27 protein-coding genes are annotated in these 26755 nt (G+C 60.3%); 2 read left to right on the top strand and 25 right to left on the bottom strand.

The genetic code is table 11. The features are described from left to right. Nucleotides 1-2 precede the first annotated feature (2 nt). The 22 genes from araG to AC0IXA_RS25295 form a co-directional block, all read right to left on the bottom strand. On the bottom strand, nucleotides 3-1550 hold the full coding sequence (araG, locus tag AC0IXA_RS25400; protein ID WP_041479431.1) for an L-arabinose ABC transporter ATP-binding protein AraG: 1548 nt from the start codon (nucleotides 1548-1550) through the stop codon (nucleotides 3-5). Nucleotides 1551-1603: 53 nt separating this feature from the next. After that, the gene (locus AC0IXA_RS25395; RefSeq protein WP_016770973.1) at nucleotides 1604-2608 is read right to left on the bottom strand and encodes a substrate-binding domain-containing protein; all 1005 of its coding nucleotides are present in this window, start codon (nucleotides 2606-2608) and stop codon (nucleotides 1604-1606) included. A gap of 138 nt (nucleotides 2609-2746) precedes the next feature. Continuing rightward, nucleotides 2747-3565, bottom strand: a complete 819-nt coding sequence (locus tag AC0IXA_RS25390) for an SDR family oxidoreductase (RefSeq protein ID WP_341639314.1) — start codon at nucleotides 3563-3565, stop codon at nucleotides 2747-2749. 270 nt (nucleotides 3566-3835) lie between these two features. Next, nucleotides 3836-4711: an SMP-30/gluconolactonase/LRE family protein gene (locus AC0IXA_RS25385; RefSeq protein WP_341639313.1), complete on the bottom strand. Its 876-nt coding sequence runs from the start codon at nucleotides 4709-4711 to the stop codon at nucleotides 3836-3838. A gap of 133 nt (nucleotides 4712-4844) precedes the next feature. After that, on the bottom strand, nucleotides 4845-5561 hold the full coding sequence (locus AC0IXA_RS25380; protein WP_341639312.1) for a FadR/GntR family transcriptional regulator: 717 nt from the start codon (nucleotides 5559-5561) through the stop codon (nucleotides 4845-4847). 134 nt (nucleotides 5562-5695) lie between these two features. After that, nucleotides 5696-6256: a DUF1285 domain-containing protein gene (locus AC0IXA_RS25375; protein ID WP_016770978.1), complete on the bottom strand. Its 561-nt coding sequence runs from the start codon at nucleotides 6254-6256 to the stop codon at nucleotides 5696-5698. 14 nt (nucleotides 6257-6270) lie between these two features. Continuing rightward, complete coding sequence (locus AC0IXA_RS25370) at nucleotides 6271-6876, bottom strand: DUF4823 domain-containing protein (protein ID WP_024013915.1); 606 nt, start codon at nucleotides 6874-6876, stop codon at nucleotides 6271-6273. Nucleotides 6877-7004: 128 nt separating this feature from the next. After that, complete coding sequence (locus AC0IXA_RS25365) at nucleotides 7005-7973, bottom strand: GTP 3',8-cyclase MoaA (protein WP_076563802.1); 969 nt, start codon at nucleotides 7971-7973, stop codon at nucleotides 7005-7007. 138 nt (nucleotides 7974-8111) lie between these two features. Next, on the bottom strand, nucleotides 8112-8750 hold the full coding sequence (locus AC0IXA_RS25360; RefSeq protein WP_016770981.1) for a TetR/AcrR family transcriptional regulator: 639 nt from the start codon (nucleotides 8748-8750) through the stop codon (nucleotides 8112-8114). A 350-nt stretch (nucleotides 8751-9100) separates the two neighbouring features. Beyond that, nucleotides 9101-9892, bottom strand: a complete 792-nt coding sequence (locus tag AC0IXA_RS25355; protein ID WP_116658525.1) for a TatD family hydrolase — start codon at nucleotides 9890-9892, stop codon at nucleotides 9101-9103. Nucleotides 9893-9907: 15 nt separating this feature from the next. Then, nucleotides 9908-10264 carry a PilZ domain-containing protein gene (locus tag AC0IXA_RS25350; RefSeq protein ID WP_016770983.1) on the bottom strand — a complete coding sequence of 119 codons (357 nt, stop codon included), beginning with the start codon at nucleotides 10262-10264 and terminating at the stop codon, nucleotides 9908-9910. A gap of 42 nt (nucleotides 10265-10306) precedes the next feature. Further along, nucleotides 10307-11290, bottom strand: coding sequence for a DNA polymerase III subunit delta' (locus tag AC0IXA_RS25345; protein ID WP_256809747.1), 984 nt, complete (start codon nucleotides 11288-11290; stop codon nucleotides 10307-10309). Next, complete coding sequence (gene tmk, locus AC0IXA_RS25340) at nucleotides 11283-11915, bottom strand: dTMP kinase (RefSeq protein ID WP_471814715.1); 633 nt, start codon at nucleotides 11913-11915, stop codon at nucleotides 11283-11285. The genes AC0IXA_RS25345 and tmk overlap by 8 nt, the downstream gene beginning before the upstream one ends. Nucleotides 11916-11934: 19 nt before the next feature. Then, nucleotides 11935-13116 (bottom strand): endolytic transglycosylase MltG, encoded by a 1182-nt coding sequence (mltG, locus tag AC0IXA_RS25335; protein WP_471814714.1) that lies wholly within the window; start codon nucleotides 13114-13116, stop codon nucleotides 11935-11937. Between the two features lie 3 nt (nucleotides 13117-13119). Next, nucleotides 13120-13935, bottom strand: a complete 816-nt coding sequence (gene pabC, locus AC0IXA_RS25330) for an aminodeoxychorismate lyase (RefSeq protein ID WP_471814713.1) — start codon at nucleotides 13933-13935, stop codon at nucleotides 13120-13122. After that, nucleotides 13935-15179 carry a beta-ketoacyl-ACP synthase II gene (gene fabF / locus AC0IXA_RS25325; RefSeq protein WP_038860467.1) on the bottom strand — a complete coding sequence of 415 codons (1245 nt, stop codon included), beginning with the start codon at nucleotides 15177-15179 and terminating at the stop codon, nucleotides 13935-13937. The genes pabC and fabF overlap by 1 nt, the downstream gene beginning before the upstream one ends. Before the next feature lie 108 nt (nucleotides 15180-15287). Continuing rightward, nucleotides 15288-15524, bottom strand: coding sequence for an acyl carrier protein (gene acpP / locus AC0IXA_RS25320; RefSeq protein ID WP_003175607.1), 237 nt, complete (start codon nucleotides 15522-15524; stop codon nucleotides 15288-15290). 196 nt (nucleotides 15525-15720) lie between these two features. Then, on the bottom strand, nucleotides 15721-16464 hold the full coding sequence (fabG, locus tag AC0IXA_RS25315; RefSeq protein ID WP_016770989.1) for a 3-oxoacyl-ACP reductase FabG: 744 nt from the start codon (nucleotides 16462-16464) through the stop codon (nucleotides 15721-15723). A 16-nt stretch (nucleotides 16465-16480) separates the two neighbouring features. Continuing rightward, entirely contained in the window at nucleotides 16481-17419 is a 939-nt protein-coding gene (fabD, locus tag AC0IXA_RS25310) for an ACP S-malonyltransferase (RefSeq protein WP_341639309.1), read from the bottom strand. A gap of 123 nt (nucleotides 17420-17542) precedes the next feature. Beyond that, nucleotides 17543-18553 (bottom strand): phosphate acyltransferase PlsX, encoded by a 1011-nt coding sequence (plsX, locus tag AC0IXA_RS25305; RefSeq protein ID WP_083387041.1) that lies wholly within the window; start codon nucleotides 18551-18553, stop codon nucleotides 17543-17545. A gap of 4 nt (nucleotides 18554-18557) precedes the next feature. After that, nucleotides 18558-18740 carry a 50S ribosomal protein L32 gene (gene rpmF / locus AC0IXA_RS25300; RefSeq protein WP_003179396.1) on the bottom strand — a complete coding sequence of 61 codons (183 nt, stop codon included), beginning with the start codon at nucleotides 18738-18740 and terminating at the stop codon, nucleotides 18558-18560. Nucleotides 18741-18753: 13 nt separating this feature from the next. After that, nucleotides 18754-19281 carry a YceD family protein gene (locus tag AC0IXA_RS25295; RefSeq protein WP_003204262.1) on the bottom strand — a complete coding sequence of 176 codons (528 nt, stop codon included), beginning with the start codon at nucleotides 19279-19281 and terminating at the stop codon, nucleotides 18754-18756. A 105-nt stretch (nucleotides 19282-19386) separates the two neighbouring features. On the opposite strand from AC0IXA_RS25295, the gene AC0IXA_RS25290 reads away from it, so the two are divergent. Then, on the top strand, nucleotides 19387-19965 hold the full coding sequence (locus AC0IXA_RS25290) for a Maf family protein (protein ID WP_016770991.1): 579 nt from the start codon (nucleotides 19387-19389) through the stop codon (nucleotides 19963-19965). Nucleotides 19966-20051: 86 nt separating this feature from the next. Here the strand turns inward: AC0IXA_RS25290 and sppA are convergent, their stop codons facing one another. Genes sppA through rluC form a run of 3 tightly spaced genes read right to left on the bottom strand, consistent with a single transcriptional unit; the run spans nucleotide 20052 to nucleotide 22674 of the window. After that, nucleotides 20052-21041 carry a signal peptide peptidase SppA gene (sppA, locus tag AC0IXA_RS25285; protein ID WP_471814712.1) on the bottom strand — a complete coding sequence of 330 codons (990 nt, stop codon included), beginning with the start codon at nucleotides 21039-21041 and terminating at the stop codon, nucleotides 20052-20054. Nucleotides 21042-21065: 24 nt separating this feature from the next. Then, complete coding sequence (locus AC0IXA_RS25280; RefSeq protein ID WP_041479448.1) at nucleotides 21066-21728, bottom strand: HAD-IA family hydrolase; 663 nt, start codon at nucleotides 21726-21728, stop codon at nucleotides 21066-21068. After that, nucleotides 21715-22674, bottom strand: a complete 960-nt coding sequence (rluC, locus tag AC0IXA_RS25275) for a 23S rRNA pseudouridine(955/2504/2580) synthase RluC (RefSeq protein WP_071173217.1) — start codon at nucleotides 22672-22674, stop codon at nucleotides 21715-21717. Before rluC ends, AC0IXA_RS25280 begins: the two co-directional genes overlap by 14 nt. A 699-nt stretch (nucleotides 22675-23373) precedes the next feature. On the opposite strand from rluC, the gene rne reads away from it, so the two are divergent. Further along, the gene (gene rne, locus AC0IXA_RS25270) at nucleotides 23374-26640 is read left to right on the top strand and encodes a ribonuclease E (RefSeq protein WP_341639308.1); all 3267 of its coding nucleotides are present in this window, start codon (nucleotides 23374-23376) and stop codon (nucleotides 26638-26640) included. Nucleotides 26641-26755 lie beyond the last annotated feature (115 nt).

The raw sequence follows: 26755 nt of genomic DNA, 5'->3' as shown, positions 1-26755 counted from the left end.
TCTCAGTTCGCCACGCCGTCAGCGCGGTGGCGTGGCAAAGCCAGTTGCAGCAGGTTGGATTCATTGGCCTGGTCGCGGCTGACTTCGCCGCGCAGGGCGCCTTCGCACAGCACCAGGATGCGGTCGGAAATGCCCATCACTTCCATCAGATCGCTGGACACCACGATCACCGAAATACCGTCGGCGGCGAGGTTATGAATGATCTGGTAGATCTCGGCCTTGGCGCCGATATCGATGCCACGGGTCGGTTCGTCGAGCAGCAGGACTTTCATCGGCATCGACAGCCAGCGGCCGAGAATCGCCTTCTGCTGATTGCCGCCGGAAAGGAACTTGATCTGCTGGCCGGCGTGCGGGGTTTTTACTTTCAGGGCCTTGATCTGCTTGTCGGCGTTGCCCTTTTCCCACAGGCCGCGAATCAGGCAGCCGAGCCCGGAATGCGCACCACGGGCACTGATATTGATGTTCTCGGCGACGCTGGCCAGGGGGATGATGCCTTCTTTCTTGCGATCTTCCGGGCAGAGCAGAATGCCGGCGGCAATCGCGTCACGCGGCGAGCGCAGTTTCAGCTCATGACCGCGCAATTCGAGACGGCCGGCGGTGTTGCGCTCCAGGCCGCTGAGCAGGCGAAACAGCTCGGTGCGCCCTGCCCCGACCAGTCCGAACAGGCCAAGGATTTCGCCCTTGTGCGCTTCGAAACTGATCGGCTCGCGCAGGCCCGGACCGAGCAGACCGTCGACTTTCAACGCCACGGCGCCACGCGGACGATGGCGGTAATCGTAGATGTCCTGAATGTCGCGACCGACCATGCAGGTCACCAGTTGATCGTGGGTCAACTGGCTCATGTCGTCGAAGGTACGCACGTAGCGGCCGTCCTTGAACACGGTGACGGCGTCGCAAATGCGGAAGACCTCTTCCATGCGATGGGACACGTAGAGCACCACTTTGCCTTCGTCGCGCAGACGACCGATGATCGCCATCAAGCGATCGATCTCGCGTGCCGAAAGGCTACTGGTCGGTTCGTCGAAAGCGATAACGTGGGCGCCGCGCGACAGCGCTTTGGCAATTTCCACCAACTGCCGCTGCCCCAGCGACAAGCGTCCGACTTTGGTTTGCGGATCGATTTCGTCTGCCAGGCCTTTCAGGCAATTCAAGGCTTTCTGACGCAGCTCACTGCGATTGATCAGGCCGAAACTGGCCGGCAGATGACCGAGAAACAGGTTTTCGGCCACGGTCATTTCCGGGACCAGATGCAGTTCCTGGTGAATCACCGCGACGCCGCTGCCGATGCTGTCAGCGGTGGACTTGAACGCCATCGCCTGCTCGCCAATCTGCAGCTCGCCGCTGCTCGGAATGTAAGCACCACCGAGAATCTTCAGCAGGGTCGATTTGCCCGCGCCGTTCTCGCCCATCAAGGCATGAACCTGACCGGGGTGGGCGACGAAGCTGATGCCGTCGAGCGCTTTCACGCCGGGAAAGGTCTTGCCGATCCCGTTGAAGCGCAGGCTGCCGCTGGCGCCGTGTTGTTCTTGTGTCTGTACTTGCGCGTGCATAAAGCCACCTCTTCACACCGAAAAACGGCCCGGCTGCCCGGGCCGTCGCTGCCTCAGTTCCACAAGCCGATTTTTTCCAGCTCTTGCTTGAAGTTTTCGCGCGTGATCAGGGTGACGTCATCCATGGCGGTGTACTTCGGCGGCTCTTTGCCGGCGGTGATCCACTCGTACATCATCTCGGCGGTCTTGTAGCCTTCGATGTGCGGGCTTGGCAGCATCGAACCGAAGAAGCCGCTGTTAGGCTTTTTCAATTCGCCGATGGCGTCGGTGCCGTTGATGCCGATGCCGATCACGTTGCTCGCGGCAAAACCGGCCGCTTCGGTGGCGCGCACGCCGCCGAGCACGGTGTTGTCGTTCATGCCGCCGATGATCAGGTTTTTCGCCGCGCTCGGCAGTTTCACCAGCGCCGAGTTGGTGGCGTCCATGCTGCCCGGTACGTCGAGGGTTTTCAGTGCGGCGAAGAGGATGTGATCCTCGGGCATGCCGGCCTTCTTCAGGGCATCGACCGAACCGTCGGTGCGCTTCTTGCCGGTGTCGAGTTCGTTATAGGTGTTGACCACCGCGTAGGTGTCTTTCCAGTCCCAGTTACGCTTTTTCGCTTCGGCGGCCATGGCGGCGCCCTGCTTCTGGCCGACTTCAAACGCGGCCATGCCCAGGTACGGCACGTCTTCCATGAACTTGCCGTTGGCATCGACAAAACGGTCGTCGACGGCAATCACTTTCAAGTCGTTGATCTTGGCTTTGGCCATGATGGCCGGGCCGAGAGACACGTCCGGCGGGCAGATCACGAAGCCCTTGGCGCCGTTGGCGGCCAGGCTGTCGATCGCCGAAAGGGTCTTTTCGCCATCCGGCACGGCGATCTTGATCAGTTCAAAGCCTTTGTCCTTGGCGGCTTTTTCGGCAAAAGCCCATTCGGTCTGGAACCACGGTTCTTCGGCCTGCTTGACCAGAAAACCGATCTTCACCGCGTCGGCGGCGAGCAGCGCACTGCTCAGGCTGAACGCAGTGACCGCCAGGGCAGTGCTGCACAGGGTACGAATCCCGAAACGACGTTTCATCAGATGACTCCTTGTTATTTTTTTTGAGCAAGGTTTGAAAAGCGTTGAAGCCGTGTTCTCAGTGAAGCTGGTTGAAAATAGTCATATCGTATGATGATTGGATTTCAAGCGTAGTTCAGCGCTGGAGATCCGTTTTATTCAGTCGTGGTACATCACCGAGCGGCCACCATCGATAGTGATGCACGAAGCGTTGATAAACGGTGCCTCATCGCTGGCCAGAAACACCGCCGTCATTGCCACTTCGATCGGCTGGCCGATGCGCTTGGGCGGATGCAGGTCGAAGGCGCGCTGCCTCTCGGCGTGCGGATCGGCAAAGCCATTCCAGTAATCAACATTCAGCTGCGTTTCGATGTAGCCCGGCGCGATGGCGTTGACGCGAATGCCCTTGGCCGCGTATTCGATGCCGAGCGCGCGGGTCAGGCCGAGCAAGCCGTGCTTGGCCACCGGGTACGGGAAGCAGCCGGGAATGATGTGGCTGGAATGGGTCGAGGCGATGTTGATGATGCTGCCCACGCCCTGCTCGAGCATCTGCGGCAGCACGGCTTTGCAGCCATACCAGGCGCCGTCCAGATCGATGGCGAAGCAGCGGCGCCAGTCCTCTTCGGTCATCTGCAAAGGATCGCGGAACACATTGACCCCGGCACAGTTGACCAGCACGTCGATGCGGCCATGCAATTCCACGGCGCGTCGGGCCAGGGCGTGCAGATCCTGCTGATTCGACACGTCGACCTTGAGCGCCTGCACGTCATGGCCCTGATCGCGCCAGAGAGCGGCGACCTGCTCGACCTTGTCGGCCTGGATGTCGCTGATGAGTAATCTGGCTTGCTGCGAGGCGAAGGCGGCGACGATGGCTTCGCCGATGCCCTGAGCGGCCCCGGTCAGCAGCACGACCTTGTTTTTCAGGCGCTCGCCTTTCGGCGGCAGCGGCACTGCCGGCAATGTCAGCGCTTCAGCCATGGCTCAGGCCTCCTGCACGCAGGCGCAAAAAAACCGGCCATCGGTCGATGACCGGTTCTGACGGCTCGGGAAAACAAACAGGCAAGCATCTCCGCCGGCATTGTGCCGTGGCGAAAGGCGGATCCCGCTTGCGCGGGCGAGAAGAATTCGCTGCATCACTTCACCTGTTTTGTTCTTTTTAAGTGTGAGTGCGTGTTACTGCTGGAGCCGACTATAAACCCGACCGCCAAATAATCTCAATATATAATTTTGCATCCCATATTTTGGGATCTAGCCAGCAAAACGCGTACAGAGTTTTCCTGCAACATCAACGCGCATGCTCAGTACCGCACCGTCCAGAGGATGATTCAGCGGGCTGTTGGCACTGGTGATGAACAGGGTTTTCAAGTCTTCGCCACCAAACACGCAACTGGTCGGGCGACTGACCGGCAGATCGATTTTGCGATCGACCTGCCCGTCCGGCGTCAGGCGCAGCAGGCAACTGCCGTCCCAACGCGCATTCCACACGTAGCCTTCAGCATCCATGGCCGAGCCGTCGGGGCCGCCGTTCTGATCGGATGAGTAAAAGACCTGCGGAGCATCGAGACTGCCGTCGGTGCGGATGAAATATCGATTGAGCGTGCTGTCGAGACTTTCACCAAACAGCAGCGTGGTGCCGTCGTCGCTCCACAACAAGGTATTGGGAATGCCCAGGCCGAGCAGCAGCGGTGTGACGCGCTGATCGGGATCGATACGGAACAGGCCACCGGAACGGCGCACCAGCGGCAGATCCTCGCCGTGCTCGCCGATGTTGTTCTGCATGGTGCCAAGCCACAAGCGGCCCAAGGCATCGCAACGGGCTTCGTTGGGGCGATTGCCCGGTTGCGGGTCGGCGACACAGAACAGTGTCAAGCGGGGCTCGAGGCCGGGTGAATCGAGATCCAGCCGATAGACACCGCTGCTGAGCGTGACCAACGCATCGCCGCTGGCGCAGGGAATGAAGGCGGAGATGTGCTCCGGCATCTGCCAGATCTGCACGTTTTGACCGATGAGGCGCAACGCTTGTTTGCCAGCGATATCGACCCAGTACAGCGCTTGGGTCGGCGCATCCCAGAACGGGCCTTCGCCGAGTTGCGCGCGATGTTGGGTCAGTGCGGTGAACGGCATATCAAGTCCTTCTGAGTTGTTGTTTTACTGTGGGAGCGAGCTGGCTCGCGAAGGCGGAGTGTCAGTCAATGATGATTTATCTGACCTGACGCATTCGCGAGCAAGCTCGCTCCCACAGGATGTCTCGACATTTTCAGCTAGCTTTTCTACTGGCCATGACTTTCGGATAAAAGCGTTTTATCGCCAGATCGGCGTTGTCGATCAAGGTCATGCACGCCCACACGCCACGGGTCGAATCGCGCGCGGCGATGGCGTCAGCCATGTCTTTATGGATCGGCAAGGTGCGGCGCAGTTCATCGGGGTCGGCGGCGGAGACTTCGAACGACACCGCCAGCAACGCGCCGAGGGCCGGGACCATTTGTTCGATGAACTGATTATGGCTGGCGGCCAGGATGCATTCGTGGAAGGCCTGGTCGGCGCGGTTGTAATCGATGCCGCCGTCGACCGCACGTTCCAGTGCATTGAAGGCCAGTTGCACCGCTTCGATCTGCTCCGGCGTCGCCCGCTCACAGGCCCAGCGCACCGCCATCGGCTCGATGGTGCGGCGCAAATCCAGCAGGTCATCGACGAAGTTTTCCGGCAAACCGTTGCGCGATAGCCAACCGACCACTTGCGGATCGAACAGATTCCAGCGCCGGACCGGCAACACTCGCGTGCCGACTTTCGGTCCGACTTCGAGCATGCCTTTGGCGACGAGGGTTTTGATGGCTTCGCGAATCACCGTGCGGCTGACACCAAGCTGTTCGCCCAGATCCGCCTCGACCTTGATGGTCTGCCCCGGCTTGACCTGACCGGCAGCAATCCAACTGCCCAGCCAGTCAACGGTCGACGCATGAAAGCTGCTGGACATGTACACCTCAAGGCGAATCGCGATGGATGCCTACGCTAATCATCATATGATTAGGTGTCAACGAAAAAAGATCGCAGCCTCCGGCAGCTCTTACAGGTGTACGCCATGTAGGAGCTGCCGAAGGCTGCGATCTTTTAAGGTTCCAGACCGATGCGAAAGAACTCGCCGCCACTCCACACGCCCAACCAGCGCTGACCGTCGATCTCGCGGCTCACCGCCAGTTCCACCAACTGGTAAAACACATTGCGGTGAATCAACGCTTCAAGGTTGCTGCGCACATGCACATAAGGCGCAGGCTCTTGGGTCTCAGGATCGATCTCGACGCGGATCGGATGTTCAGCCCCCGCCTCGATGGTTTCCTCGACGTTGCTGGTAAAACGCAGAACCTGCGCCTCACCCTCGCCCTGCACTTCCACGGCAACCGCTACGAACGGCGCGTCATCGACCTTGATGCCGACCTTCTCGACCGGAGTGATCAGGAAATAATCATCGCCGTCGCGGCGGATGATGGTGGAGAACAGTTTGACCATCGGCTTGCGCCCGATCGGCGTGCCCAGGTAGTACCAGGTGCCGTCGCGGGCGATGCGCATGTCGATATCGCCGCAGAAATCCGGGTTCCACAAATGCACCGGTGGCAGGCCTTTGGTCTTGGGGATCTGCCCCAGCAGGTCATTGGCTGTTTGCGGGTCACTCATGGCGTACTCCTTGATTACTGGTCGCCGATCCCCAGCAGGCTGCGTGCGTATTGCGCCAGCGGCGGACCGATGAGGTCTTCGGGTTTGGAGTCATGGAACGTCAGTAAACCGCCACGACTCTTGATCCGTGCAGTATCAATCAAATACTGGGTGCTGGTCTCGATCAACATGATCTGAATCACGCCGCCGTCGATACCGAGGCGATCCACGGCTTCCTGGTCCAGCCACTCGTCAGAGTTGCCGATGCGGTCGTCAGCCTTGGCGAAACGTGTGTACAGCAGATAATGCGCGCCGGCATCACGGGCTTCGCCCATGGCTTGATCGAGGCCTTCCGGCGCACGGGCGCGGCGGACCATCGGGAAATATTCGACAAAGCCCTTGAAGGCTTCTTCGGCGACCACGTTCGGCCGTGGATAGGAACCACCCGGCGGTGCGAACGCGCCCTGGGCGATGAAGATGAACGAGTCCGGCTGAATGCGGATATTGTTCACCCGGCGGCTGTCGCTATGGTCCAGAAGCCCCGCATCGCTCATGTGATACCGAGTGCCTTCGGCCATATCGCTGACATTCATGCAGCCACCAAGCGCCAAAACGGCCAGCAGCAAAACCAGGCTACGCATCCTATTCCTCCAGAAGCCGGTGTCGGAAAACCGGCGAATGGCCGTTGGATGCAGCTTTTGCGCCAGCTCGGCAAATTCAGTAAAAGGCTTTCCCCTGTGGGAGCGAGCCTGCTCGCGAAAGCGGCCGATCAGCCGCCAATAATCTTCATGACAGTAGCGCCGCCAGAGAACGCCACCTCCTGCTTGTCACCCAACGCCTTGACCAGCAAACGTTGCAGCGCCGGCAAAGCCTGGTGGCGCGGCTTGTCGAGCAGATCGCCGACATAGTGGCGGTTGCTCGACGACAAACAGCCATGCAGCCAACCGGTCGATGACAGGCGCAAGCGCGAACAAGTGCGGCAGAACGGCACGCTTTCGTTGGCGATCACCCCGAAATTGCCGCGACCGGGAATCGCATAGCGCACAGCCGTGGCGTCCACCGGTGCGTCGGTCTGGGCGTATTCATAGCGCTCGCCAATCAGGCCGAGCAACTGCTCAAGGCTGACGAACTGCTGCAGGAAGGCATTGGAATCCTTGGCCAGGTGGCCCATGCGCATCAGCTCGATGAAGCGCAGTTCGAAGCCGCGCTCCAGACAGTAATCAAGCAACGGCATGACCTGATCGAGGTTCTGCCCGCGCAACGGCACCATGTTGACCTTGATCTTCATCCCGGCGGCGGCAGCCTGATCCATGCCATCGAGCACGCTGGCCAGATCGCCGCCACGGGCGATGCTACGAAAAGCAGCGGCATCAAGAGTATCGAGGGAAACGTTGATTCGACGCAGACCGGCGTCGACCAGCAGCGGCAGTTTTTTCGCGAGGAGTTGACCATTGGTGGTCAGGCTGATGTCGTCGAGGCCCATCTGGCCGACGGCAGTCATGAACGATTCGAGTTTGGGGCTGACCAGTGGCTCGCCGCCAGTGATGCGCAGGCGCTCGATGCCGGCCGCTTCGATCAGGTATTCGACGCCGCGTGCCATGGCTTCGGCCGACAGTTCATCCTGCGCAGCGACCAACCGCTTGCCGTTGGGCACGCAGTAGGTACAGGCGTAATTGCAGGCAGAGGTCAGGCTGATGCGCAGATTGCGAAAACGCCTGCCTTGACGGTCAACGATCATGAAACACTCCGGCGAAAGAAAATCGAGCGAGCAAAACTTGACTGAGAAATCAGGTTTTAGCAAGCCCTATGCCTGAGTATATTCCTGCGCTATTGCGCCATGTTGTGAAAACACGGCGCAATCAGCCCGCTGAATGACTTAGGTGCTCGGCGTTTCCGGGTCGCGCTTGCGCTTGTTGCCCATGCGCACGCCGATGTCCATCAGGAACTGGAAGAAGCCTTCCTGATCTTCCAGCACATTGCTCCAGAATGGCGAGTGATACAGCGCCACCGCGCCGTGCACCAGCGCCCAGGATGCGCAGTAGTGGAAGTACGGCGGCACGTCTTCGAGCTTGCCTTCGCTGATGCGACCCTTGATCAGCAGGGTCAGGCGTTCGAAGTTCGAGGCACGGATCTTGTGCAGCTCCTCGACCATCTCCGGCACCTGATTGCCCTTGACCACTTTCTCTTCGAGACGGTCGAACAGGCGATAGCGCTGCGGGTCGCGCATGCGGAATTCGAAGTAGGCGCGCGACAGCGCTTCCTTGTCCTTGTCGACATCCGCCGAATGCAGCAGCTCGTTCAGATCGCGCTCGTAGTCGAGCATCAGGCGCAAGTAGATCTCCGCCTTGGATTTGAAGTGCTTGTAGATCGTGCCTTTGCCGATACCCACGGCATCAGCAATCATCTCGACGGTGACACTGTCTTCACCCTGGTCGAGGAACAGCTTGAGCGCGGTATCGAGAATTTCCTGCTCGCGGCGACGAAATTCACGGACCTTACGAGGTTCTTTATGCATAAGAAAAAGGTCTGAAGGGTCAAAATCGAAGCCGCGTATTATGCCTAACTTGCGCAAAAAAGCACGGTTCATCGACCAAATCTGTGTTTCTTGTTCATTTCGAGAACGATTCGGGTGCAATGAGAACTCAACTGAAGCAAACGTATTCCAAATTTGTTTAAAAACCCCGACCGGCTCACTGGACTGCACGCCAGACTGATCAATACTTGAACTGTCGGGCGACATCTCCCCCAAGTGTCGTGCCGGTAAAGGTACCAACGGACCGCGTGCCTTTGTTTTACTCCTAATGGTCTTAACCCGGATTCACCCCCCAGAACCCGGGTTTTTTTTGCCTGCGATTTGGCCAGCCGTCACAGGGCAGATTTAACACTCGCCAGCGGGAACAGACGCTTGAAGTTCTCTGTGGTCTGCTCGGCAAAGCGCTCGTAGTTCTCACCACGCAGCATCGCCAGAAACTCCGCCACTTCGCGCACGTACTGCGGCAGGTTCGGCTTGCCGCGATACGGGATCGGCGCCAGGTACGGCGAGTCGGTTTCCACCAGCAAGCGATCGGCCGGCACCTTGCTCGCCACGTCACGCAAGGCGTCGGCATTGCGGAACGTGACGATGCCCGACAGGGAAATGTAGTAGCCCATGTCCAGCGCCGCTTTGGCCATGTCCCAGTCTTCGGTGAAGCAATGCAACACACCCGCCTGGGGCAGCGCCGCTTCGCGCAGCAGTTCGAGGGTGTCGGCACGGGCGCCACGGGTGTGGATGATCACCGGTTTGCCGGTCTGCTGCGCCGCTTGCAGGTGCAGGCGAAACGACTCCTGCTGCAACTCGGCGGCTTCCGGCTCGTAGTGATAGTCGAGACCGGTTTCGCCGATCGCCACCACTTTCGGATGATTGAGTTCGTGCAGAAGCCAGTCCAGCGCAGGTGCCGCGCCCGGCTGAACATCCAGCGGATGCACGCCGACCGAACAATCAACATCGGCATACCGCTCGGCGAGGGCTTTGACGTCGGCGGCGTTGTCGGCACTGACGCCGATGCACAGAAAGTGTCCGACCCCACGCTCGCGGGCCGCAGCGAGTGCGGCATCCAGCGAGCCGTCATGGGCGGCGAGGTCGAGACGGTCAAGGTGACAATGGGAATCTACGAGCATAAAAAGGACTGCAACTTACATCGTATGAGTGGGACGGTCGGATTTCAGCGCTCCGGCCAGATGAGTTTCGATGCGACTGCGCGCGGTGTCGTCGCCGTCATTGAACTGCACGCCGACACCGGCGGCGCGATTGCCTTGTGCGCCTTTGGGGGTGATCCAGGCGACTTTGCCGGCGACGGGGATTTTTTCCGCTTCATCCATCAGGTGCAACAGCATGAACACCTCGTCGCCCAACCGGTAGCTTTTGTTGGTCGGGATGAACAGACCACCATTCTTGATGAACGGCATGTAGGCGGCGTAAAGCACCGACTTGTCCTTGATGGTCAGGGACAAGATGCCGTTACGCGGCCCCGGGCTGACAGGTTCAATCATGTTCACCTCCACTGCTGATCTTCAGAGTCTAGGTACACATTCTTATCTTTGACCAGGCAATCCCACCCATTGCACCAACAATGCTTCCAGCAACAGGGCCGGGTTGAGGTTGGCCTTGCTCAACACTTTCTGCCGTTGGGCGAGAATCCAGTCCTGAATATCCAGCACTTTGCCCTGCGCGCTCTTTTGGGCCAGGTACTGCACGACCTTGCGCATATCGGCCAGGCCGAGGCCGGCTTCGTCCTGAGTCAGTTGATAGCGCAGGATCAGGCTCGACCAGTCGCAGAACCAGTCGAACAGACGCAACATCGGAATGCTTTTCCACTCTTCCGCCAGTTGCGTCGGCGATTGCTGGCCCTTGAGCAACTTCTTTACGCCTTCGACCACTTGTGCACGTTGTTCACGCACACCTTGCGACTGCAGGCTGACCGCCATCAGCGGCGACCCGGCGGCCAGCGTCAGCAGTTCGACGCGCTCTTCTTCCGCGCAATCCGGCAGCGCCTGAGCCAGCCATTGCAGGCTCATCGCCTCGCCCGGCAACGGGCAGGCCTGCTGCACGCAACGGCTCTTGATGGTTGGCAACAAACGGCTGGGCTGGTGGCTGACCAACAGCAGAACAGTATCGCCGGACGGCTCTTCAAGGCTTTTGAGCAAGGCGTTGGCAGCGTTGATGTTCATCGACTCGACCGGCTCGATCAACACCACTTTGCGCCCGCCGAGCTGCGCGGTCTGCACGACGAAACTGACCAGATCACGAACCTGATCGACCTTGATCGCCTTGTCCGCCTCTTCCGGCTCCAGGATGTAATTGTCCGGATGACTGCCGGCCTTGAGCAGCAGACAGGATTTGCACTCGCCGCATGCCTCAGGCGTAGGGCGCTGACACAGCAGGCTGGCCATCAAGCGTTCGGCCAGAGCACGCTTGCCGATACCGGCGGGACCGTGCAGCAGGTACGCGTGGGCATGCTGACTGCGTCCGGCCAGTTGCTGCCAGAGGCTGTCCTGCCATGGATAGGCCTCAGCCACGAGCCAGCTCCAGCAGATTCGGCAGCAAGGTGTCCAGCGATTGCTGGACCTTGGCCAATGGCTGACCAGCATCGATGCGCACATAGCGCGAAGGATCGGCTTCGGCGCGCTTCAGGAACGCATTGCGAACGTTCTCGAAAAACGCCCGGCCTTCGAGTTCGAAACGATCCAGTCGGCCACGGGCACTGGCGCGGGCTAGACCGATCTCTACGGGCAGATCGAAAATAAGTGTCAGATCGGGCCGCAAGTCGCCCTGCACGAAAGTTTCCAGGGTGGCGATGCGTTCCAGCGACAACCCACGACCGCCGCCCTGATAGGCATATGTCGAGTCGGTGAAACGATCACACAGCACCACAGCGCCACGGGCCATCGCCGGGCGAATCACCTCGGCCAGATGCTGGGCGCGGGCGGCGAACACCAGCAACAGCTCGGCGTCCGGGTGCATCACTTCGTCGGCCGGGGTCAGCAGGACATCACGAATCCGCTCGGCCAGCGGCGTACCGCCAGGCTCACGGGTGAGCAGCACTTCGATACCGGCGGCGCGCAGGCGCTCGGCAAGGTATTCGCGGTTGGTGCTCTTGCCCGCGCCTTCCGGGCCTTCCAGGGTAATAAACAAGCCAGTCACAGGCAGTCCTTCATCAAAGTCATTGCGCGTTCTGTGGTGCAGCGGCGTCCGGTTCTTGGGCTGGCGCCGGATCTTGCGGCGGCGCTTTCGATGGCACTTCGGGCAGCACCTCGGGCGCGGTGTTCGGCGAGGCCGCCGGAATGGCCTCATCGGTGGCCGGCGCGGTTACTGGTGCCGGGCTGGAACGGTAATCGGCACGGCGCTTGAGCTGGTATTCGCGCACCGCGTTGTTGTGCGCATCCAGATCATCGGAGAACACATGGCTGCCATCGCCACGGGCGACGAAATACAGGCTGCTGCCTTCCACCGGGTTGAGCGCAGCATGAATCGCTTCGCGTCCGACCATCGCAATCGGCGTCGGCGGCAAACCGGGAATCACGTAAGTGTTATAGGGCGTCGGTTCTTTCAGGTGCGCGCGGGTCAGCTTGCCGGTGTAGCGATCGCCGAGGCCATAGATCACCGTCGGATCCGTCTGCAACTGCATGCCCAACGCCATGCGCCGCACAAACACCCCGGCAATCTGCCCACGCTCCTGCGGAACGCCGGTTTCTTTCTCGACCAGAGAGGCCATGATCAGCGCTTGATAAGGTTCGCTGTAAGGCACATCGGCAGAACGCTGCGCCCACTCTTTGGCGAGCACCTCATCGAGACGATCAAAGGCTTTCTTCAACAGCTCGGCATCGGACATGCCGCGCACGAAGCGATAGGTATCCGGGAAAAACCGCCCTTCCGGGAACAAGCCTTTGTGGCCGATCTTCGCCATGACGTCGCTGTCGCTCAGGCCGGTGAGGGTCTGCTCGAGCTTGTCGTCCTTGGCCAGGGCGGCGCGCACTTGATGGAAAGTCCAGCCTTCGACCAGGGTCAGGCTGTACTGAACCACGTCGCCGCGCTTCCACGCTTCGATCAGACCGTTGACGGTCATGCCCGGCTGCATGCGGTATTCGCCGCTGTGAATCGGCGTGCCGGCAAGATTGAAGCGCCAGTAGACGCGCAGCCAGAACGCGTCCTTGATGACGCCATCGGTTTCGAGTTCAAGGAAGGTACGGGTCGGTGTAGAGCCTTTCGGCACATCCAGCAGTTGTTCCTGCGGGATGTTCAGGGGCTGTTCCAGCGCCGAATGAATTTTCCAGGCGCTGGCGCCCAACAGCAGCCCTGCCAGAACCAGTCCGGTTTCCAGCAGCAGCAAAAGTTTACGTCTCACGAATCAAGCATCCAGTAGCGCGCGGGCAATGGTTTGCAGTTTACGGGTGAGCGGGCCAACCGGCCAGCTCAGTGCAGCACAGGCGCGTACCGGCCAGACGCCATAAACGCTGTTGCAGACAAACACTTCATCAGCCCATTGCAGCTGTTCGAGGCTGATATCGGCAATTTGCGTGGGGATGGCCAGTGACTCGGCCTGAAACAAAATTTCCGCGCGCATCACACCTGCGACGCCGCAGCGCTTCAAGTCGGGCGTGATCAGACCACCGTCGCGCACCAGGAAAATATTGCTGAACACGCCCTCGACGACGCGCCCGGCCTGATCAAGCATCAAGCCTTCGGCATGCTCGCTGTCCTGCCATTCGGCGCGGGCGAGCACCTGTTCCAGTCGATTCAGATGTTTGAGCCCGGCCAACAACGGCTGCGTAGATAAACGCGTGTTGCAGGGAAACAGGCGGATGCCGTGCTCGGCATGGGCAGCGGGATAAGCCGCCGGCGGATTGCCTTGCAGAATGCGTCGGCCCTGCGCCGCAGGATCGGGCGCATAACCGCGCAAGCCGTCGCCACGCGTGAGGATGAGCTTGAGCACGCCCTCGCCCATCGCAGCGGCATAGCTGAGCAGCTCATGGCGAACCAGCTCGAGGTCGGTCGCAATGGCCAGACGCGCGCAGCCATCGGCCAGGCGCGTCAGGTGTCGATCCAGCAGGACGGGCTGACCACCGCGCACGGCAATGGTCTCGAACAGACCATCGCCGTAAGCCAGGCCGCGATCTTTCAGCGACAGCGCGTCAGCCGGTTGACCGTCGACCCAGCTGTCCATCAGCCCGCGAACCGACGGAACGCCAGCGTGCCGTTGGTGCCGCCAAAACCGAAGGAGTTGGACAGCACGACATCGATGTCCATGTTACGCGCGGTGTGCGCAACGAAATCGAGATCGCAGCCTTCGTCCGGTTCATCAAGGTTGATGGTCGGCGGTGCCACCTGGCTGTTGATCGCCAGCACGCTGAAAATCGCTTCGACCGCGCCCGCCGCACCCAACAGGTGGCCGGTCATCGACTTGGTCGAGCTGACCGCCAGCTTGTAGGCGTGATCGCCGAACACCGACTTGATCGCATTGGCTTCGGCAAGGTCGCCGGCCGGGGTGGAGGTGCCGTGGGCGTTGATGTACTGCACTTGGTCGACGTTGATTTTCGCATCGCGCAGGGCATTGGTGATGCAGCGCGCGGCACCGGCGCCATCGGCGGGTGGCGAGGTCATGTGGAACGCATCGCCACTGGTGCCGAAACCGATCAGCTCGGCGTAGATCGTCGCGCCACGGGCCTTGGCGTGTTCCAGTTCTTCAAGAACCAGAGCGCCAGCACCGTCGGACAGGACGAAGCCGTCACGGCCCTTGTCCCATGGACGACTGGCGCGGGTCGGCTCGTCGTTGCGCGTCGACAGCGCACGGGACGCGCCGAAGCCGCCCATGCCCAGACCGCAGGCAGCCATTTCCGCACCGCCGGCAATCATCACATCGGCTTCGTCGTACATGATGTTGCGCGCCGCCATGCCGATGCAGTGCGTACCGGTGGTGCACGCGGTGGCGATGGCGTAGTTGGGTCCCTGTGCGCCCAGATGGATCGACAGGAAGCCGGAAATCATATTGATGATCGAGCCAGGCACAAAGAACGGCGAGATCCGTCGCGGACCGGTCTCGTGCAGGGTGCGGCTGGTCTCTTCGATGTTGGTCAGACCGCCAATCCCCGAACCCATGGCCACGCCAATGCGTTCACGGTTGGCATCGGTGACTTCCAGACCGGCATTGCGCACGGCTTGAAAGCCTGCGGCGAGGCCGTACTGAATGAACAGGTCGAGCTTGCGCGCTTCCTTGACCGACAGGTATTCCTCGACATTGAAGCCTTTGACCGAACCGCCGAAGCGGGTCGAATAGGCAGAAAGGTCGGTGTGTTCGATCAGACCAATGCCACTGCGGCCAGCCAGAATGCCCTGCCAACTGCTCGGCACATCCGTGCCCAGTGGCGACAACATACCCATACCGGTGACTACGACGCGTCTACGCGACACAGCACTCTCCTTTTTCAAATGACGACTTTGCATCAGGCCTAAAGAAAAAACCGCACGCCATGATGGCAGTGCGGTTTTTCCATGACAGCAAGCAACGATTACAAACTGTTACGCCTGGTGGCTGGTAACGTAGTCGATTGCAGCTTGTACAGTAGTGATCTTTTCAGCTTCTTCGTCAGGGATTTCGGTCTCGAATTCCTCTTCCAGAGCCATCACCAGCTCAACGGTGTCAAGGGAGTCGGCACCCAGGTCTTCTACGAAGGAAGCGGTGTTGACCACTTCTTCTTCTTTAACACCCAGTTGCTCGGCAACGATTTTCTTGACGCGCTCTTCGATGGTGCTCATACCTTGTTTTCACTCCTAATGGACAAATTCAGGCAGCTGGCCAGTGGGTAAGTGTATAGAAAGCCTTTTCAGTTTTTCAACTGAAAGCTTCACTCCTCAAACCCTGCGGCCCTCTGCCTATAAATAGATTGCAGCTTTATAACGGATTTTAGACAGCTCGTATGACATTTTTTTGAAGCAATCCGTCACATTTTACTTACATGTACATCCCACCGTTCACCGGGATTGTAGCCCCGGTAACGTATGCCGCACCGTCGGATGCAAGAAAAGCGACCACGGACGCGATCTCTTGAGCTTGCCCCAGACGACCCAGCGGAATCTGCGTCTGCAAGGCTTCACGCTGTGCTTCAGGCAGCTCGCGGGTCATATCGGTGTCGATGAACCCTGGGGTTACCGAGTTGACCGTAATCGAACGCGAACCGACTTCACGCGCCATCGCCCGGCTGAAACCTTCCAGACCGGCCTTGGCGGCTGCATAGTTTACTTGGCCAGCGTTGCCCATGGCACCCACCACCGAGCCAATACTGATAATTCGACCCCAGCGCGCCTTGGTCATGCCACGCAAAACGCCCTTGGACAGGCGATACAGACTGTTCAGGTTGGTATCGATCACGTCGTACCACTCGTCGTCTTTCATGCGCATCATCAGGTTATCGCGGGTGATGCCGGCATTATTGACCAGAATCGCCACCGGGGCACCGAACTGCTCCTGAATGCCTGCCAGCACGGCGCTGACCGATTCGTCGCTGGTGACATTGAGTTCGAAACCGGCGCCCTGGATACCGTTTTCCTTCAGGGTCGCGGCAATCCGCTCGGCGCCCGACGCGGAGGTCGCGGTGCCGACAACGATGGCGCCCTGACGACCCAGTTCCAGCGCGATGGCCTGGCCGATACCGCGGCTTGCACCGGTGACCAGTGCAACTTTACCTTGCAGACTCATGCAAGTTTCTCCTGATTCAGGCCTGCGCTGCGCGAGCGGCAGCGAAGGCGTCTGGGGTATTGAGATTGGAAGTCGAAACGCCTTCGGCGCAACGTTTGTTCAGGCCAGCGAGGACTTTGCCCGGGCCGCATTCGACCAGATTGGTCGCGCCCTTGGCGGCCAAAGTCTGCACCGACTCAACCCAGCGCACTGGCTTGTAGAGCTGTTCGAGCAGATCACGCTTGAGGGTTTCCAGATCGGCCGGCACTTGCGCGCTGACGTTCTGCACCACCGGGATCTGCGGCGCCTGCCAGTCGATGGCGGCAATGGATTCGGCGAAACGCTCGGCAGCCGGACGCATCAGCTCGCAGTGCGACGGCACGCTCACCGGCAACGGCATGGCGCGTTTGGCACCACGGGCCTTGCAACCTTCGATGGCGCGCTCGACAGCCGCCTTGGCACCGGCGATCACCACTTGGCCCGGCGAGTTGAAGTTCACCGCGCTGACGACTTCGCCTTGCGCCGCTTCGGCGCAGGCAGCCAGCACGTCGGCATCTTGCAGGCCGAGGATCGCGGCCATGCCGCCCTGCCCGGCCGGCACCGCTTCCTGCATCAACTGGCCACGGCGCTCGACGAGCTTGACCGCATCAGCCAGGGTCAGGCTGCCAGCGGCGACCAGCGCACTGTATTCACCCAGGCTATGACCGGCGACGAATGCCGGACGCGCGCCGCCTTCGGCCAGCCACAGACGCCATAGGGCGATCGAAGCGGTCAGAATGGCCGGTTGGGTTTTATCGGTTTGATTGAGCAGCTCTTCCGGGCCCTGCTGGGTCAGTGCCCACAGGTCGTAGCCCAGCGCAGCAGAGGCTTCTTGAAAGGTTTCGAGGATCAGCGGATGTTGCGCGCCCAGCTCGGCCAGCATGCCGAGGGACTGCGAACCCTGTCCTGGAAAGACGAATGCGAGGGAAGCAGACATGTAACAAGCCCCTAATGATCTTGTCGTCGGAAAATAACGCCCTGTTCGGGACGCCAGAAACTGACAGTTTGGATGGCCCTTTGAACCGGGCGGTCACATTTAAGCATTGTCCGACGAAAACGCCTAAGACAACAGTTCCTCCAGACGACCGTGGAGACGCTCGGGCAGGTTCTCCTGAATCTCGATCAGCGCCCGTTGAATGGCACTCTGAAAGCCCTGTACCCCGGCCGATCCGTGGCTTTTCACAACGATGCCCTGCAAGCCGAGAAAGCTTGCGCCATTATGTCGCGCCGGGGCCAGATCAGCCTGCAGACGTTTCATCAACGGCAGTGCCAAGGCACCCACTGCGCGAGACGCCAGGTTTTTCTTGAACAGGGCCTCGATGCGCGCGGCAATCATCGTCGCCAGACCTTCGCTGGACTTGAGCAGGATGTTGCCGACGAAGCCGTCACACACCACCACGTCGGCCTCACCGCGGTACAAGCCGTCGCCTTCGATAAAGCCGATGTAGTTGATCCCGCGCGCCGCCTGCAACAGCGTGGCGGCCAGTTTGACCTGCTGATTACCCTTGATGTCTTCAGTGCCGATGTTCAGCAGTGCCACACGCGGACGGGCGATACCCAAGGTCTGCGCGGCCACCGAACCCATCACCGCGAACTGCAACAGGTGCTCGGCACTGCAATCGACGTTGGCGCCCAGATCGAGCAGCTGGCAATAACCGGTCTGCGTCGGAATCGCCGCGACCATGGCCGGCCGATCAATGCCGGGCAATGTCTTCAACACGAAACGCGACAAGGCCATCAACGCACCGGTATTGCCGGCACTGACACAGGCCTGCACCTTGCCATCGCGCAGCAGTTCGAGGGCCACACGCATCGACGAATCCGGCTTGCCACGCAGGGCCTGAGCGGGTTTTTCATCCATGGTGATGACTTCGCTCGCCGCAACAATCGTCAGGCGCGCGCGATCGGCAGCCGACTGGCCGTGGATCAGTTCTTCAAGAAGGGAGGGTTGACCGACGAGGGTCAGGTGCAGCGAGGGTGTAGCAGACAGGCAAGCGAGACTGGCCTGAACAATGCTGCGGGGACCGAAGTCCCCGCCCATTGCGTCAATCGCGATGACTTGAGCAGACAAGTGATTACTCGTCAGCGCCCTTGTCGATCACTTTACGGCCACGGTATACGCCTTCTGGCGATACGTGGTGACGCAGGTGAACTTCACCAGTGGTTTTTTCTACAGACAGGGTGCTAGCCTCGAGAGCGTCGTGCGAACGGCGCATGTCACGGGCAGAGCGGGATTTTTTGTTCTGCTGAACAGCCATAATTGATTAACTCCTAAACGTTTGGGTCACGCTTTAACTGCGCCAATACACTGAACGGGTTGGACCGCGTTACCTCGTCCTCGCTCGGTTCGGGCTCATCTGCTCCCGCCGGCTGCTGGCATTCTTCCGGATGATGAGCAGGCACAATGGGCAAGGCGAGCAGAAGCTCCTCCTCGATCAGTGACTGCAGATCCAATGGATCTTCGCCCAGTTCCAGCACGTCATAACCTTTCGGCAACGACTGGGTATTCGCACCCTCCTTCACCACCGCGTAACTGCATTCGCTGTGGATCGGCAGGGTGACCAGCTCAAGACAACGCTGGCAAACCATTTTGACTTCGGTGTCGATAAAGCTGTGGATGACCACAGACTTACGTTCATCTCGTTCAAAAACGAATTTGGCCTGCACCGTACCGACATCGTCGGAAAGCGGGTCGCAGAGTCTCTTCAAATCGGCCAGCAGCAGTTCACCTTGAAGGGTGGTGCCACGGTCAGCCAATTTGCGCGGGTCAACGTGAGGTGGAATCGGGTCATTCAACATAGGCGCAGCATTATAGGGATGCACCCACCCATGTCAAAGGAAATTGTGCCCTATCCGTCACTTGCGCGCCTCCGCTAGAATCCGCACCTGCCTCAGGAGACGTCCATGCTGCCTTTATTACTTGCTTCAAGCTCGACTTATCGCCGCGAATTGCTCGCCCGCCTGCACTTGCCGTTCGTCTGCAGCTCGCCGGACATCGACGAAAGCCATCGCCCGGGCGAGTCCGCAATCGACCTGGTCAAACGCCTCGCCGAAGAAAAGGCCCGCGCCCTGGCGGACAGCCACCCTGCTCATCTGATCATTGGCTCGGATCAGGTCGCCGTCCTCGGCGAACAGATCATCGGCAAGCCGCACACCTTCGAGAAGGCTCGCGAGCAATTGATGGCGGCGAGCGGCGCGAGCGTGACATTCCTGACCGGCCTGGCACTGCTCAACAGCCACACCGGGCAATGCCAGGTCGACTGCGTGCCGTTTACCGTGCACATGCGTCAGCTGGATCAGGCGCGCATCGAACGCTACCTGCGCATCGAGCAACCGTACGACTGCGCCGGCAGCTTCAAGGCCGAAGGACTGGGCGTGAGCCTGTTTCAATCGACCGAAGGCCCGGACGCCACCAGCCTGATCGGCCTGCCGCTGATTCGGCTGATCGATATGTTGTTGGTCGAAGGCGTGCAAATCCCTTGAAAGCAAAAGATCGCAGCCTTCGGCAGCTCTTACACCGATCCGTGCAAAAGCTGTCGCCGACTGCGATCTTTCGACCTTGAAGCGTTTTACCGCAACGACGGCCCGTGGAAACCCATCCACATCGCCAACCGCTCGGCCACGCTGGCGCCGAGCTTTTTCGAGAAGCGATCGAACGGCGATTCCTGCACGGTGAAGTCCACCAGCTCCTTCTCGCCAATCACATCACGCGCCACCGAACTGGCACTGCCCAAGCCATCGATCAGACCCAGCGGCAGCGCCTGCTCACCCGACCAGACCAGCCCGGAAAACAGCTCCGGATGCTCTTTGTCCTTCAGGCGATCACCACGACCCTGCTTGACGCTGTTGATGAACTGCTTGTGCGTGGTGTCGAGCACGCTTTGCCAGAATGCGGTTTCTTCAGGCTTTTGCGGCTGGAACGGATCCAGGAATGCCTTGTGCTCGCCCGAGGTGTAGGTGCGACGCTCAACGCCGAGTTTCTCCATGGTGCCGACGAAACCGTAACCCGCCGCCGTCACGCCGATCGAGCCGACCAGACTGGCCTTGTCAGCGTAGATCTGATCCGCCGCACTGGCGATGTAATAGGCGCCCGAAGCACCAAGATCGGAAATCACTGCGTAGAGCTTGATCTCTGGGTGCAGGCCACGCAGACGCTTGATCTCGTCATAGACATAACCGGACTGCACCGGACTGCCGCCCGGACTGTTGATGCGCAGGACTACGCCCTTGACCTTTTTGTCTTCGAACGCCGCGCGCAGGCTGCCAACGATATTGTCAGCGCTGGCCGGCTCCTTGTCGGCGATCACTCCATCGATCTCGATCAACGCCGTGTAGTTCGGACCGCGGGTGGCGCTTTTTTCCATGTCCATCAGCGGCGTGAACAACAGCAGAGCAACAAACAGATAAACAAACGTCAGCAGCTTGAAGAAAATCCCCCAACGCCGCGACCGACGCTGCTCCTGGACACCGGCCAGCAAAGTCTTTTCCAATAGCTTCCAGCTTTTCGCGTCACCGTCGTCGGCACTTGCCTTGGCCGGTGCTTTCCATTCGTCGGTCATGCCATCTACCCCAGCAAAAACGTATTAAGCCCGCTGACCCAGCCAGGCGTGCAATTGAGAAAAACGGTCGATCGACAGGCGCGGCTCGAACTGTTGCAGGGACTCGATCGATTGCGCGCCATAACTGACCGCCACCGAATCCATCCCCGCGTTGCGTGCCATCAGCAGATCGAACGACGAATCACCGACCATCAACGCCTGCTCCGGGCGTACGCCGCAGTGGCTGACAATCTGCTCAAGCATCAGAGGGTGTGGCTTGCTGGCAGTTTCATCGGCAGCGCGGGTGATATCGAAATAATCTTCCCAGCCATTGGCCTTGAGCACCCGATCCAGACCGCGACGATTTTTGCCCGTCGCTACCGCCAGGTGATAACCCTGCTCGCGAAACGATGCCATCGACTCGACCACGCCCTCGAACAGCGGCGACGGCACGGCTTCGGCAGCGATGTAGTGATCGGCGTAGTACTCGCGAAACGCGAGCATCTCTGCGTCGCTAATTTCGGGATACAGGGTGCGAATCGCTTCCGGCAAGCCAAGACCGATGATGCCTTTGACGGCGAAGTCATCGCGCAGCTCGAAACCGGAACGCCCGGACGCCGAGTGCATTGCCTCGACGATCCGATGAATGGAATCGGCAAGGGTGCCGTCCCAGTCGAAAATCAACAGCTTGTAATCAGATGGGCGCACTCAATCGCTCCACGGTCTTGGCCCACATTTCGTCGACGGGCGCTTGCAGATTCAGCTTGCCGCCGTCGGGCAGCGGCACGGTCAGCATGTAAGCGTGCAGGAACAGGCGCTTACCGCCCAGATCGCGGATTTCCCTGGTGAAATCCTCGTCGCCATACTTACTGTCACCGGCAATGCAATGGCCAGCATGCAAGGTGTGCACGCGAATCTGGTGGGTACGACCGGTAACCGGTTTCGCCTCGACCATGGTGGCAAAATCGCCGAAGCGGCGCAGCACCTTGAACAGCGTCAGGGCTTCCTTGCCCTCGTCATTGACCTCAACCATGCGCTCGCCGGAGCGCAGATTGCTCTTGAGCAACGGTGCGCGCACCTGCTTGATCGAGGTTGCCCAGTTGCCACGCACCAGCGCCATGTAGCGCTTGTCGACGCCATCGCCACGCAGTTGCTCGTGCAGATGGCGCAACATGCTGCGTTTTTTGGCGATCATCAGCAGGCCGGAGGTGTCACGGTCGAGACGGTGAACCAGCTCCAGCTCCTTGGCATCGGGACGCAGCTGACGAAAGGCTTCGATCACGCCGAAATTCAGCCCGCTGCCGCCATGAACCGCAATGCCGGCGGGCTTGTTGATCACGATCAGGGCCTTGTCTTCGAAGACGATCGAGGCTTCCAGGCGCTGCAACAGCCCTTGGGCCAGCGGCACCGGTTCGTCGCGCTCAGGCACGCGAACCGGCGGCACGCGCACGATGTCGCCGGCCTGCAGCTTGTATTCGGGCTTGATCCGACCTTTGTTCACGCGCACTTCGCCTTTGCGCAAAATGCGGTAAATCAAGGTCTTGGGCACGCCTTTGAGCCGGGCGAGGAGAAAGTTGTCGATTCGTTGGCCGGCATACTCCGGCGAGACTTCAAGCAGTTGAACGCCTGGAGTCGAAGGGGCAGTAGTTGTCATGCCGCGGATGATAACAATTTTTATGGAATTGAAGCACTTAATCATTGCTGCTATAGTCGCGAACGCCGCCAAAAGCGGCCTGGACAGCGGAACCACGGTCAAAGACCGGCCCTGACCAACGCAATTCACCAGGGCGCGAGGCCGTCCTACGGGGCTTTCGCTACGTAACGGTGGAGTTTGCGGTTGTAACGAGCGCAGGTGACATGAGGCCTGAATTACACCGCCGAGCAGAGTTCTCACTCGCCCGGCAGGCAACATTCAAGGCCAGTTCACAAAGTGCAGTCGACTGCGAATGACCCCGAGCGATTGCTTCGGAAACATCGCCTGAATTAGCCATGATGCGTGACCTCCCCTTTCGGAGCTCACGGTAAATGCCAACCCGCTGCGGATTCTGCGCGCGGCAGCACCCGAATTATCAGGGATACGTGTAGGGTGGAGATGCACAACCGCCGGACTGTGTAGCAACAAGCTTTGATCAAGACGCTTCATCTCGTCCACAGCCGCTGGTTGATTCCTCCTCCTGACTGAGTGCTTAAGTAGCCACAGCAAGCAGGACGCGTACGTCGCGGTATCGGCCCAATTGGCCGCACATCGCTGGACACGGGAATGGCCAACCACTCCCGACGCACCTGACACCGACCGTGAGAAGTCGTGTGTGCCGAACGCCGTTTCCGGCAGCCCGGAAACCGACGGTACTACATGAAAAGAATGCTGATTAACGCAACTCAACCCGAAGAGTTGCGTGTTGCACTGGTAGATGGCCAGCGCCTCTACGACCTGGACATCGAATCCGGTGCACGCGAGCAGAAGAAGGCCAACATCTATAAAGGCCGTATCACTCGCATCGAACCAAGCCTTGAGGCTGCCTTTGTCGATTTCGGCTCCGAGCGCCACGGCTTCCTGCCCCTCAAAGAAATCTCCCGCGAATACTTCAAGAAAGCCCCCGAAGGCCGCGTCAACATCAAGGACGTCCTGAGCGAAGGCCAGGAAGTCATCGTTCAGGTCGAGAAAGAAGAACGTGGCAACAAGGGCGCCGCCCTGACCACCTTCATCAGCCTCGCCGGTCGTTACCTCGTACTGATGCCGAACAACCCGCGTGCCGGCGGCATCTCCCGTCGCATCGAAGGCGAAGAGCGCAACGAACTGCGTGAAGCGCTGAACGGTCTGGTTGCTCCGGCCGACATGGGTCTGATCGTGCGCACTGCCGGCCTGGGCCGCAGCAGCGAAGAAATGCAGTGGGACCTCGACTACCTGCTGCAACTGTGGACCGCCATCAAAGAAGCCTCGCTGGATCGCTCCGCGCCATTCCTGATCTACCAGGAAAGCAACGTGATCATCCGCGCCATCCGCGATTACCTGCGCCAGGACATCGGCGAAGTGCTGATCGACAGCGTTGAAGCCCAGGACGAAGCCCTGACCTTCATCCGCCAGGTAATGCCGCAGTACGCCAGCAAGATCAAGCTGTACGAAGACAGCGTGCCGCTGTTCAACCGTTTCCAGATCGAAAGCCAGATCGAGACCGCATTCCAGCGCGTCGTCGAACTTCCTTCCGGCGGCTCCATCGTCATCGATCCGACCGAAGCCCTGGTGTCGATCGACATCAACTCGGCGCGTGCCACCAAAGGCAGCGACATCGAAGAAACCGCCCTGCAGACCAACCTTGAAGCCGCCGAAGAAATCGCCCGTCAGTTGCGCCTGCGCGACATCGGCGGCCTGATCGTCATCGACTTCATCGACATGACCCCGGCCAAGAACCAGCGCGCCGTGGAAGAGAAAGTCCGCGAATGCCTGGAAGCTGACCGCGCCCGCGTGCAGATCGGTCGCATCTCGCGTTTCGGCCTGCTGGAAATGTCCCGTCAGCGCCTGCGTCCGTCGCTGGGCGAAAGCAGCGGCATCGTCTGCCCGCGTTGCAACGGCACCGGCATCATCCGTGACGTTGAATCGCTGTCGCTGGCCATTCTGCGCCTGATCGAAGAAGAAGCCCTGAAAGACCGCACCGCCGAAGTTCGCGCGCAAGTGCCGATCCCGGTCGCTGCGTTCCTGCTCAATGAAAAACGCAACTCGATCACCAAGATCGAACTGCGCACCCGTGCCCGTATCGTCATTCTGCCGAACGATCACCTCGAGACGCCGCACTTTGAAGTTCAGCGCCTGCGTGACGACAGCCCGGAAGCCGCGACCAACCAGTCCAGCTACGAAATCGCTGCCGCCGCTGCCGAAGTCGAAGAAGTCCAGCCAGCCGCTGCGACTCGCACTCTGGTTCGCCAGGAAGCTGCAGTGAAGACTGCGCCGGCCCGTGCCAACGCACCGGTGCCGACTGAAGTTGCCCCTGCCGCACCTGCTCCTGCACCGGTTGCCGCGCCTGAGCCAAGCCTGTTCAAGGGTCTGGTGAAGTCGCTGGTCAGCCTGTTCGCCACCAAGGAAGAGCCAGCCGCACCGGTCGCGGTTGCGAAACCGGCTGCCACCGAGCGTCCTGCCCGCAACGAAGAGCGTCGCAACGGTCGCCAGCAGAGCCGCAACCGTAACGGTCGTCGCGATGAAGAACGCAAGCCGCGCGAAGAACGTGCTCCACGTGAAGAGCGCGCACCACGCGAGCCGCGCGAAGAGCGCCAGCCACGTGAAGCCCGCGAGCCGCGTGAAACCCGCAGCGAAGCGCCGGTAGCCCGCGAAGAGCGCGCACCACGTGCCCCGCGTGAAGAACGTGCACCGCGTGCCCCACGTGAAGATCGCAAGCCGCGTGGCGAGCGTGAAGAACGCGTGCGTGAACTGCGCGAGCCACTGGACGCCGCGCCAGCCGCAGCCGTTGCTGCCGTGACCGCTGAAGAGCGTCCGGCCCGTCAGCCACGCGAAGAACGCGCTCCGCGTCCGCCGCGTGAAGAGCGTCAACCGCGTGCCGAGCAGGCCGCTGCTGCCGTCGCTGAAGAAGAAGTGAACAGCAACAACGAAGAGCAACTGCCGGAAGACGGTCAGGACAACGCCGAAGGCGATCGTCCACGTCGTCGCTCCCGTGGCCAGCGTCGTCGCAGCAACCGTCGCGAGCGTCAACGTGATGCCAACGGCAACGTGATCGAAGGTTCGGAAGAGTCCGAGTCCGCTGAAAACGCTGGCGAGCCAAGCACTGCCGATCTGGCCGCTGGCCTGGCCGTCACCGCCGCCGTTGCCAGCAGCACCATCAGCGCTCCGGCAGAAGCCCAAGCCCACGAGCAGGCTGAACGCGCCACCGCCGCCACACTGGAAACCGCTCCAGTCGAAGCGCCGGTTGTCGAAGCCACGACACCAGTGGAAGTGACTGCTGCACCGGAAATCGAAGTCGCTCCGGTCCGCGAAGCTCAACCTCAGGTTGAAGCGGCTGCCGAACCGGAAGCTGTCGTCGAAGCACCAACGGCCATCACTGAGCCAGCGGTAGAAACCGTCAGCGAAAACGTGACCAAAACCGTGCGTGAAGTTCGCGAAGAGCAGACTGCGTTCAACTGGGTTGCCGAGCCAGCCGTCACCGAAGCCCCAGCGCCAGTCGCTGAAGCCGAAGTGCCGCAAGCCATGGTTTCCGAGCCAGTAGTTGCAGCAGCAGAGCCGGCGCCGACACCAGTAGTTGAAGCTCCGGTTGCCGAAGCTCAGGTTGAAGAAGCACCAGCCGCAGTCGAAGCGCCAGCGCCAGTGGTTGAAGCGCCGGCTCCGGTCAGCGCCCTGACGCCGAACGGCCGCGCGCCAAACGACCCGCGTGAAGTGCGTCGTCGCAAGCGTGAAGCCGAGCGTCTGCAGAAGGAAGCCGAACTGGCTGCCGCTGCGGCCCCTGTGGCTGCCGAACCGGCCCCTGCAGCTGAAGTGACCGAGGCAGCTCCTGCCCCGGTCGCTGAAGAAGCATCGGTTGAAGCGGTCATCGCTGAAGCACCACGCTCCGTTCAGGACGCGGTTGAACAGCGCGAAGAAGCTCAGGAAAAAGAGCACGAGCCTAAACCACTCGTGTAATTCCTGAAGCCATTAAAAAGCCCCGCCTGGTGAAAGCCTGGCGGGGCTTTTTTATGCCTGAAATTCCAGCATCATCCGGAATCTTTGTGGGAGCGAGACTGCTCGCGAAAGCGCT

The organism is Pseudomonas sp. AC083, assembly GCF_979253165.1.
The sequence above is the reverse complement of the archived record's forward strand: the minus strand, read 5'-3'. Positions and strand labels throughout refer to the sequence as shown.

Coding starts and splice junctions, on each gene's coding strand:
- acpP (WP_003175607.1), bottom strand. CDS start 15,524: ATGAGCACCATCGAAGAGCGCGTCAAGAAAATCGTTGCCGAGCAACTG.
- rpmF (WP_003179396.1), bottom strand. CDS start 18,740: ATGGCTGTTCAGCAGAACAAAAAATCCCGCTCTGCCCGTGACATGCGC.
- AC0IXA_RS25295 (WP_003204262.1), bottom strand. CDS start 19,281: ATGTTGAATGACCCGATTCCACCTCACGTTGACCCGCGCAAATTGGCT.
- AC0IXA_RS25375 (WP_016770978.1), bottom strand. CDS start 6,256: ATGAGTGACCCGCAAACAGCCAATGACCTGCTGGGGCAGATCCCCAAG.
- rluC (WP_071173217.1), bottom strand. CDS start 22,674: ATGACAACTACTGCCCCTTCGACTCCAGGCGTTCAACTGCTTGAAGTC.
- AC0IXA_RS25380 (WP_341639312.1), bottom strand. CDS start 5,561: ATGTCCAGCAGCTTTCATGCGTCGACCGTTGACTGGCTGGGCAGTTGG.
- sppA (WP_471814712.1), bottom strand. CDS start 21,041: ATGACCGACGAATGGAAAGCACCGGCCAAGGCAAGTGCCGACGACGGT.
- fabD (WP_341639309.1), bottom strand. CDS start 17,419: ATGTCTGCTTCCCTCGCATTCGTCTTTCCAGGACAGGGTTCGCAGTCC.
- araG (WP_041479431.1), bottom strand. CDS start 1,550: ATGCACGCGCAAGTACAGACACAAGAACAACACGGCGCCAGCGGCAGC.
- AC0IXA_RS25290 (WP_016770991.1), top strand. CDS start 19,387: ATGCTGCCTTTATTACTTGCTTCAAGCTCGACTTATCGCCGCGAATTG.
- rne (WP_341639308.1), top strand. CDS start 23,374: ATGAAAAGAATGCTGATTAACGCAACTCAACCCGAAGAGTTGCGTGTT.
- AC0IXA_RS25385 (WP_341639313.1), bottom strand. CDS start 4,711: ATGCCGTTCACCGCACTGACCCAACATCGCGCGCAACTCGGCGAAGGC.
- fabG (WP_016770989.1), bottom strand. CDS start 16,464: ATGAGTCTGCAAGGTAAAGTTGCACTGGTCACCGGTGCAAGCCGCGGT.
- AC0IXA_RS25365 (WP_076563802.1), bottom strand. CDS start 7,973: ATGATCGTTGACCGTCAAGGCAGGCGTTTTCGCAATCTGCGCATCAGC.
- AC0IXA_RS25360 (WP_016770981.1), bottom strand. CDS start 8,750: ATGCATAAAGAACCTCGTAAGGTCCGTGAATTTCGTCGCCGCGAGCAG.
- AC0IXA_RS25370 (WP_024013915.1), bottom strand. CDS start 6,876: ATGCGTAGCCTGGTTTTGCTGCTGGCCGTTTTGGCGCTTGGTGGCTGC.
- AC0IXA_RS25355 (WP_116658525.1), bottom strand. CDS start 9,892: ATGCTCGTAGATTCCCATTGTCACCTTGACCGTCTCGACCTCGCCGCC.
- pabC (WP_471814713.1), bottom strand. CDS start 13,935: ATGGACAGCTGGGTCGACGGTCAACCGGCTGACGCGCTGTCGCTGAAA.
- AC0IXA_RS25390 (WP_341639314.1), bottom strand. CDS start 3,565: ATGGCTGAAGCGCTGACATTGCCGGCAGTGCCGCTGCCGCCGAAAGGC.
- AC0IXA_RS25350 (WP_016770983.1), bottom strand. CDS start 10,264: ATGATTGAACCTGTCAGCCCGGGGCCGCGTAACGGCATCTTGTCCCTG.
- AC0IXA_RS25395 (WP_016770973.1), bottom strand. CDS start 2,608: ATGAAACGTCGTTTCGGGATTCGTACCCTGTGCAGCACTGCCCTGGCG.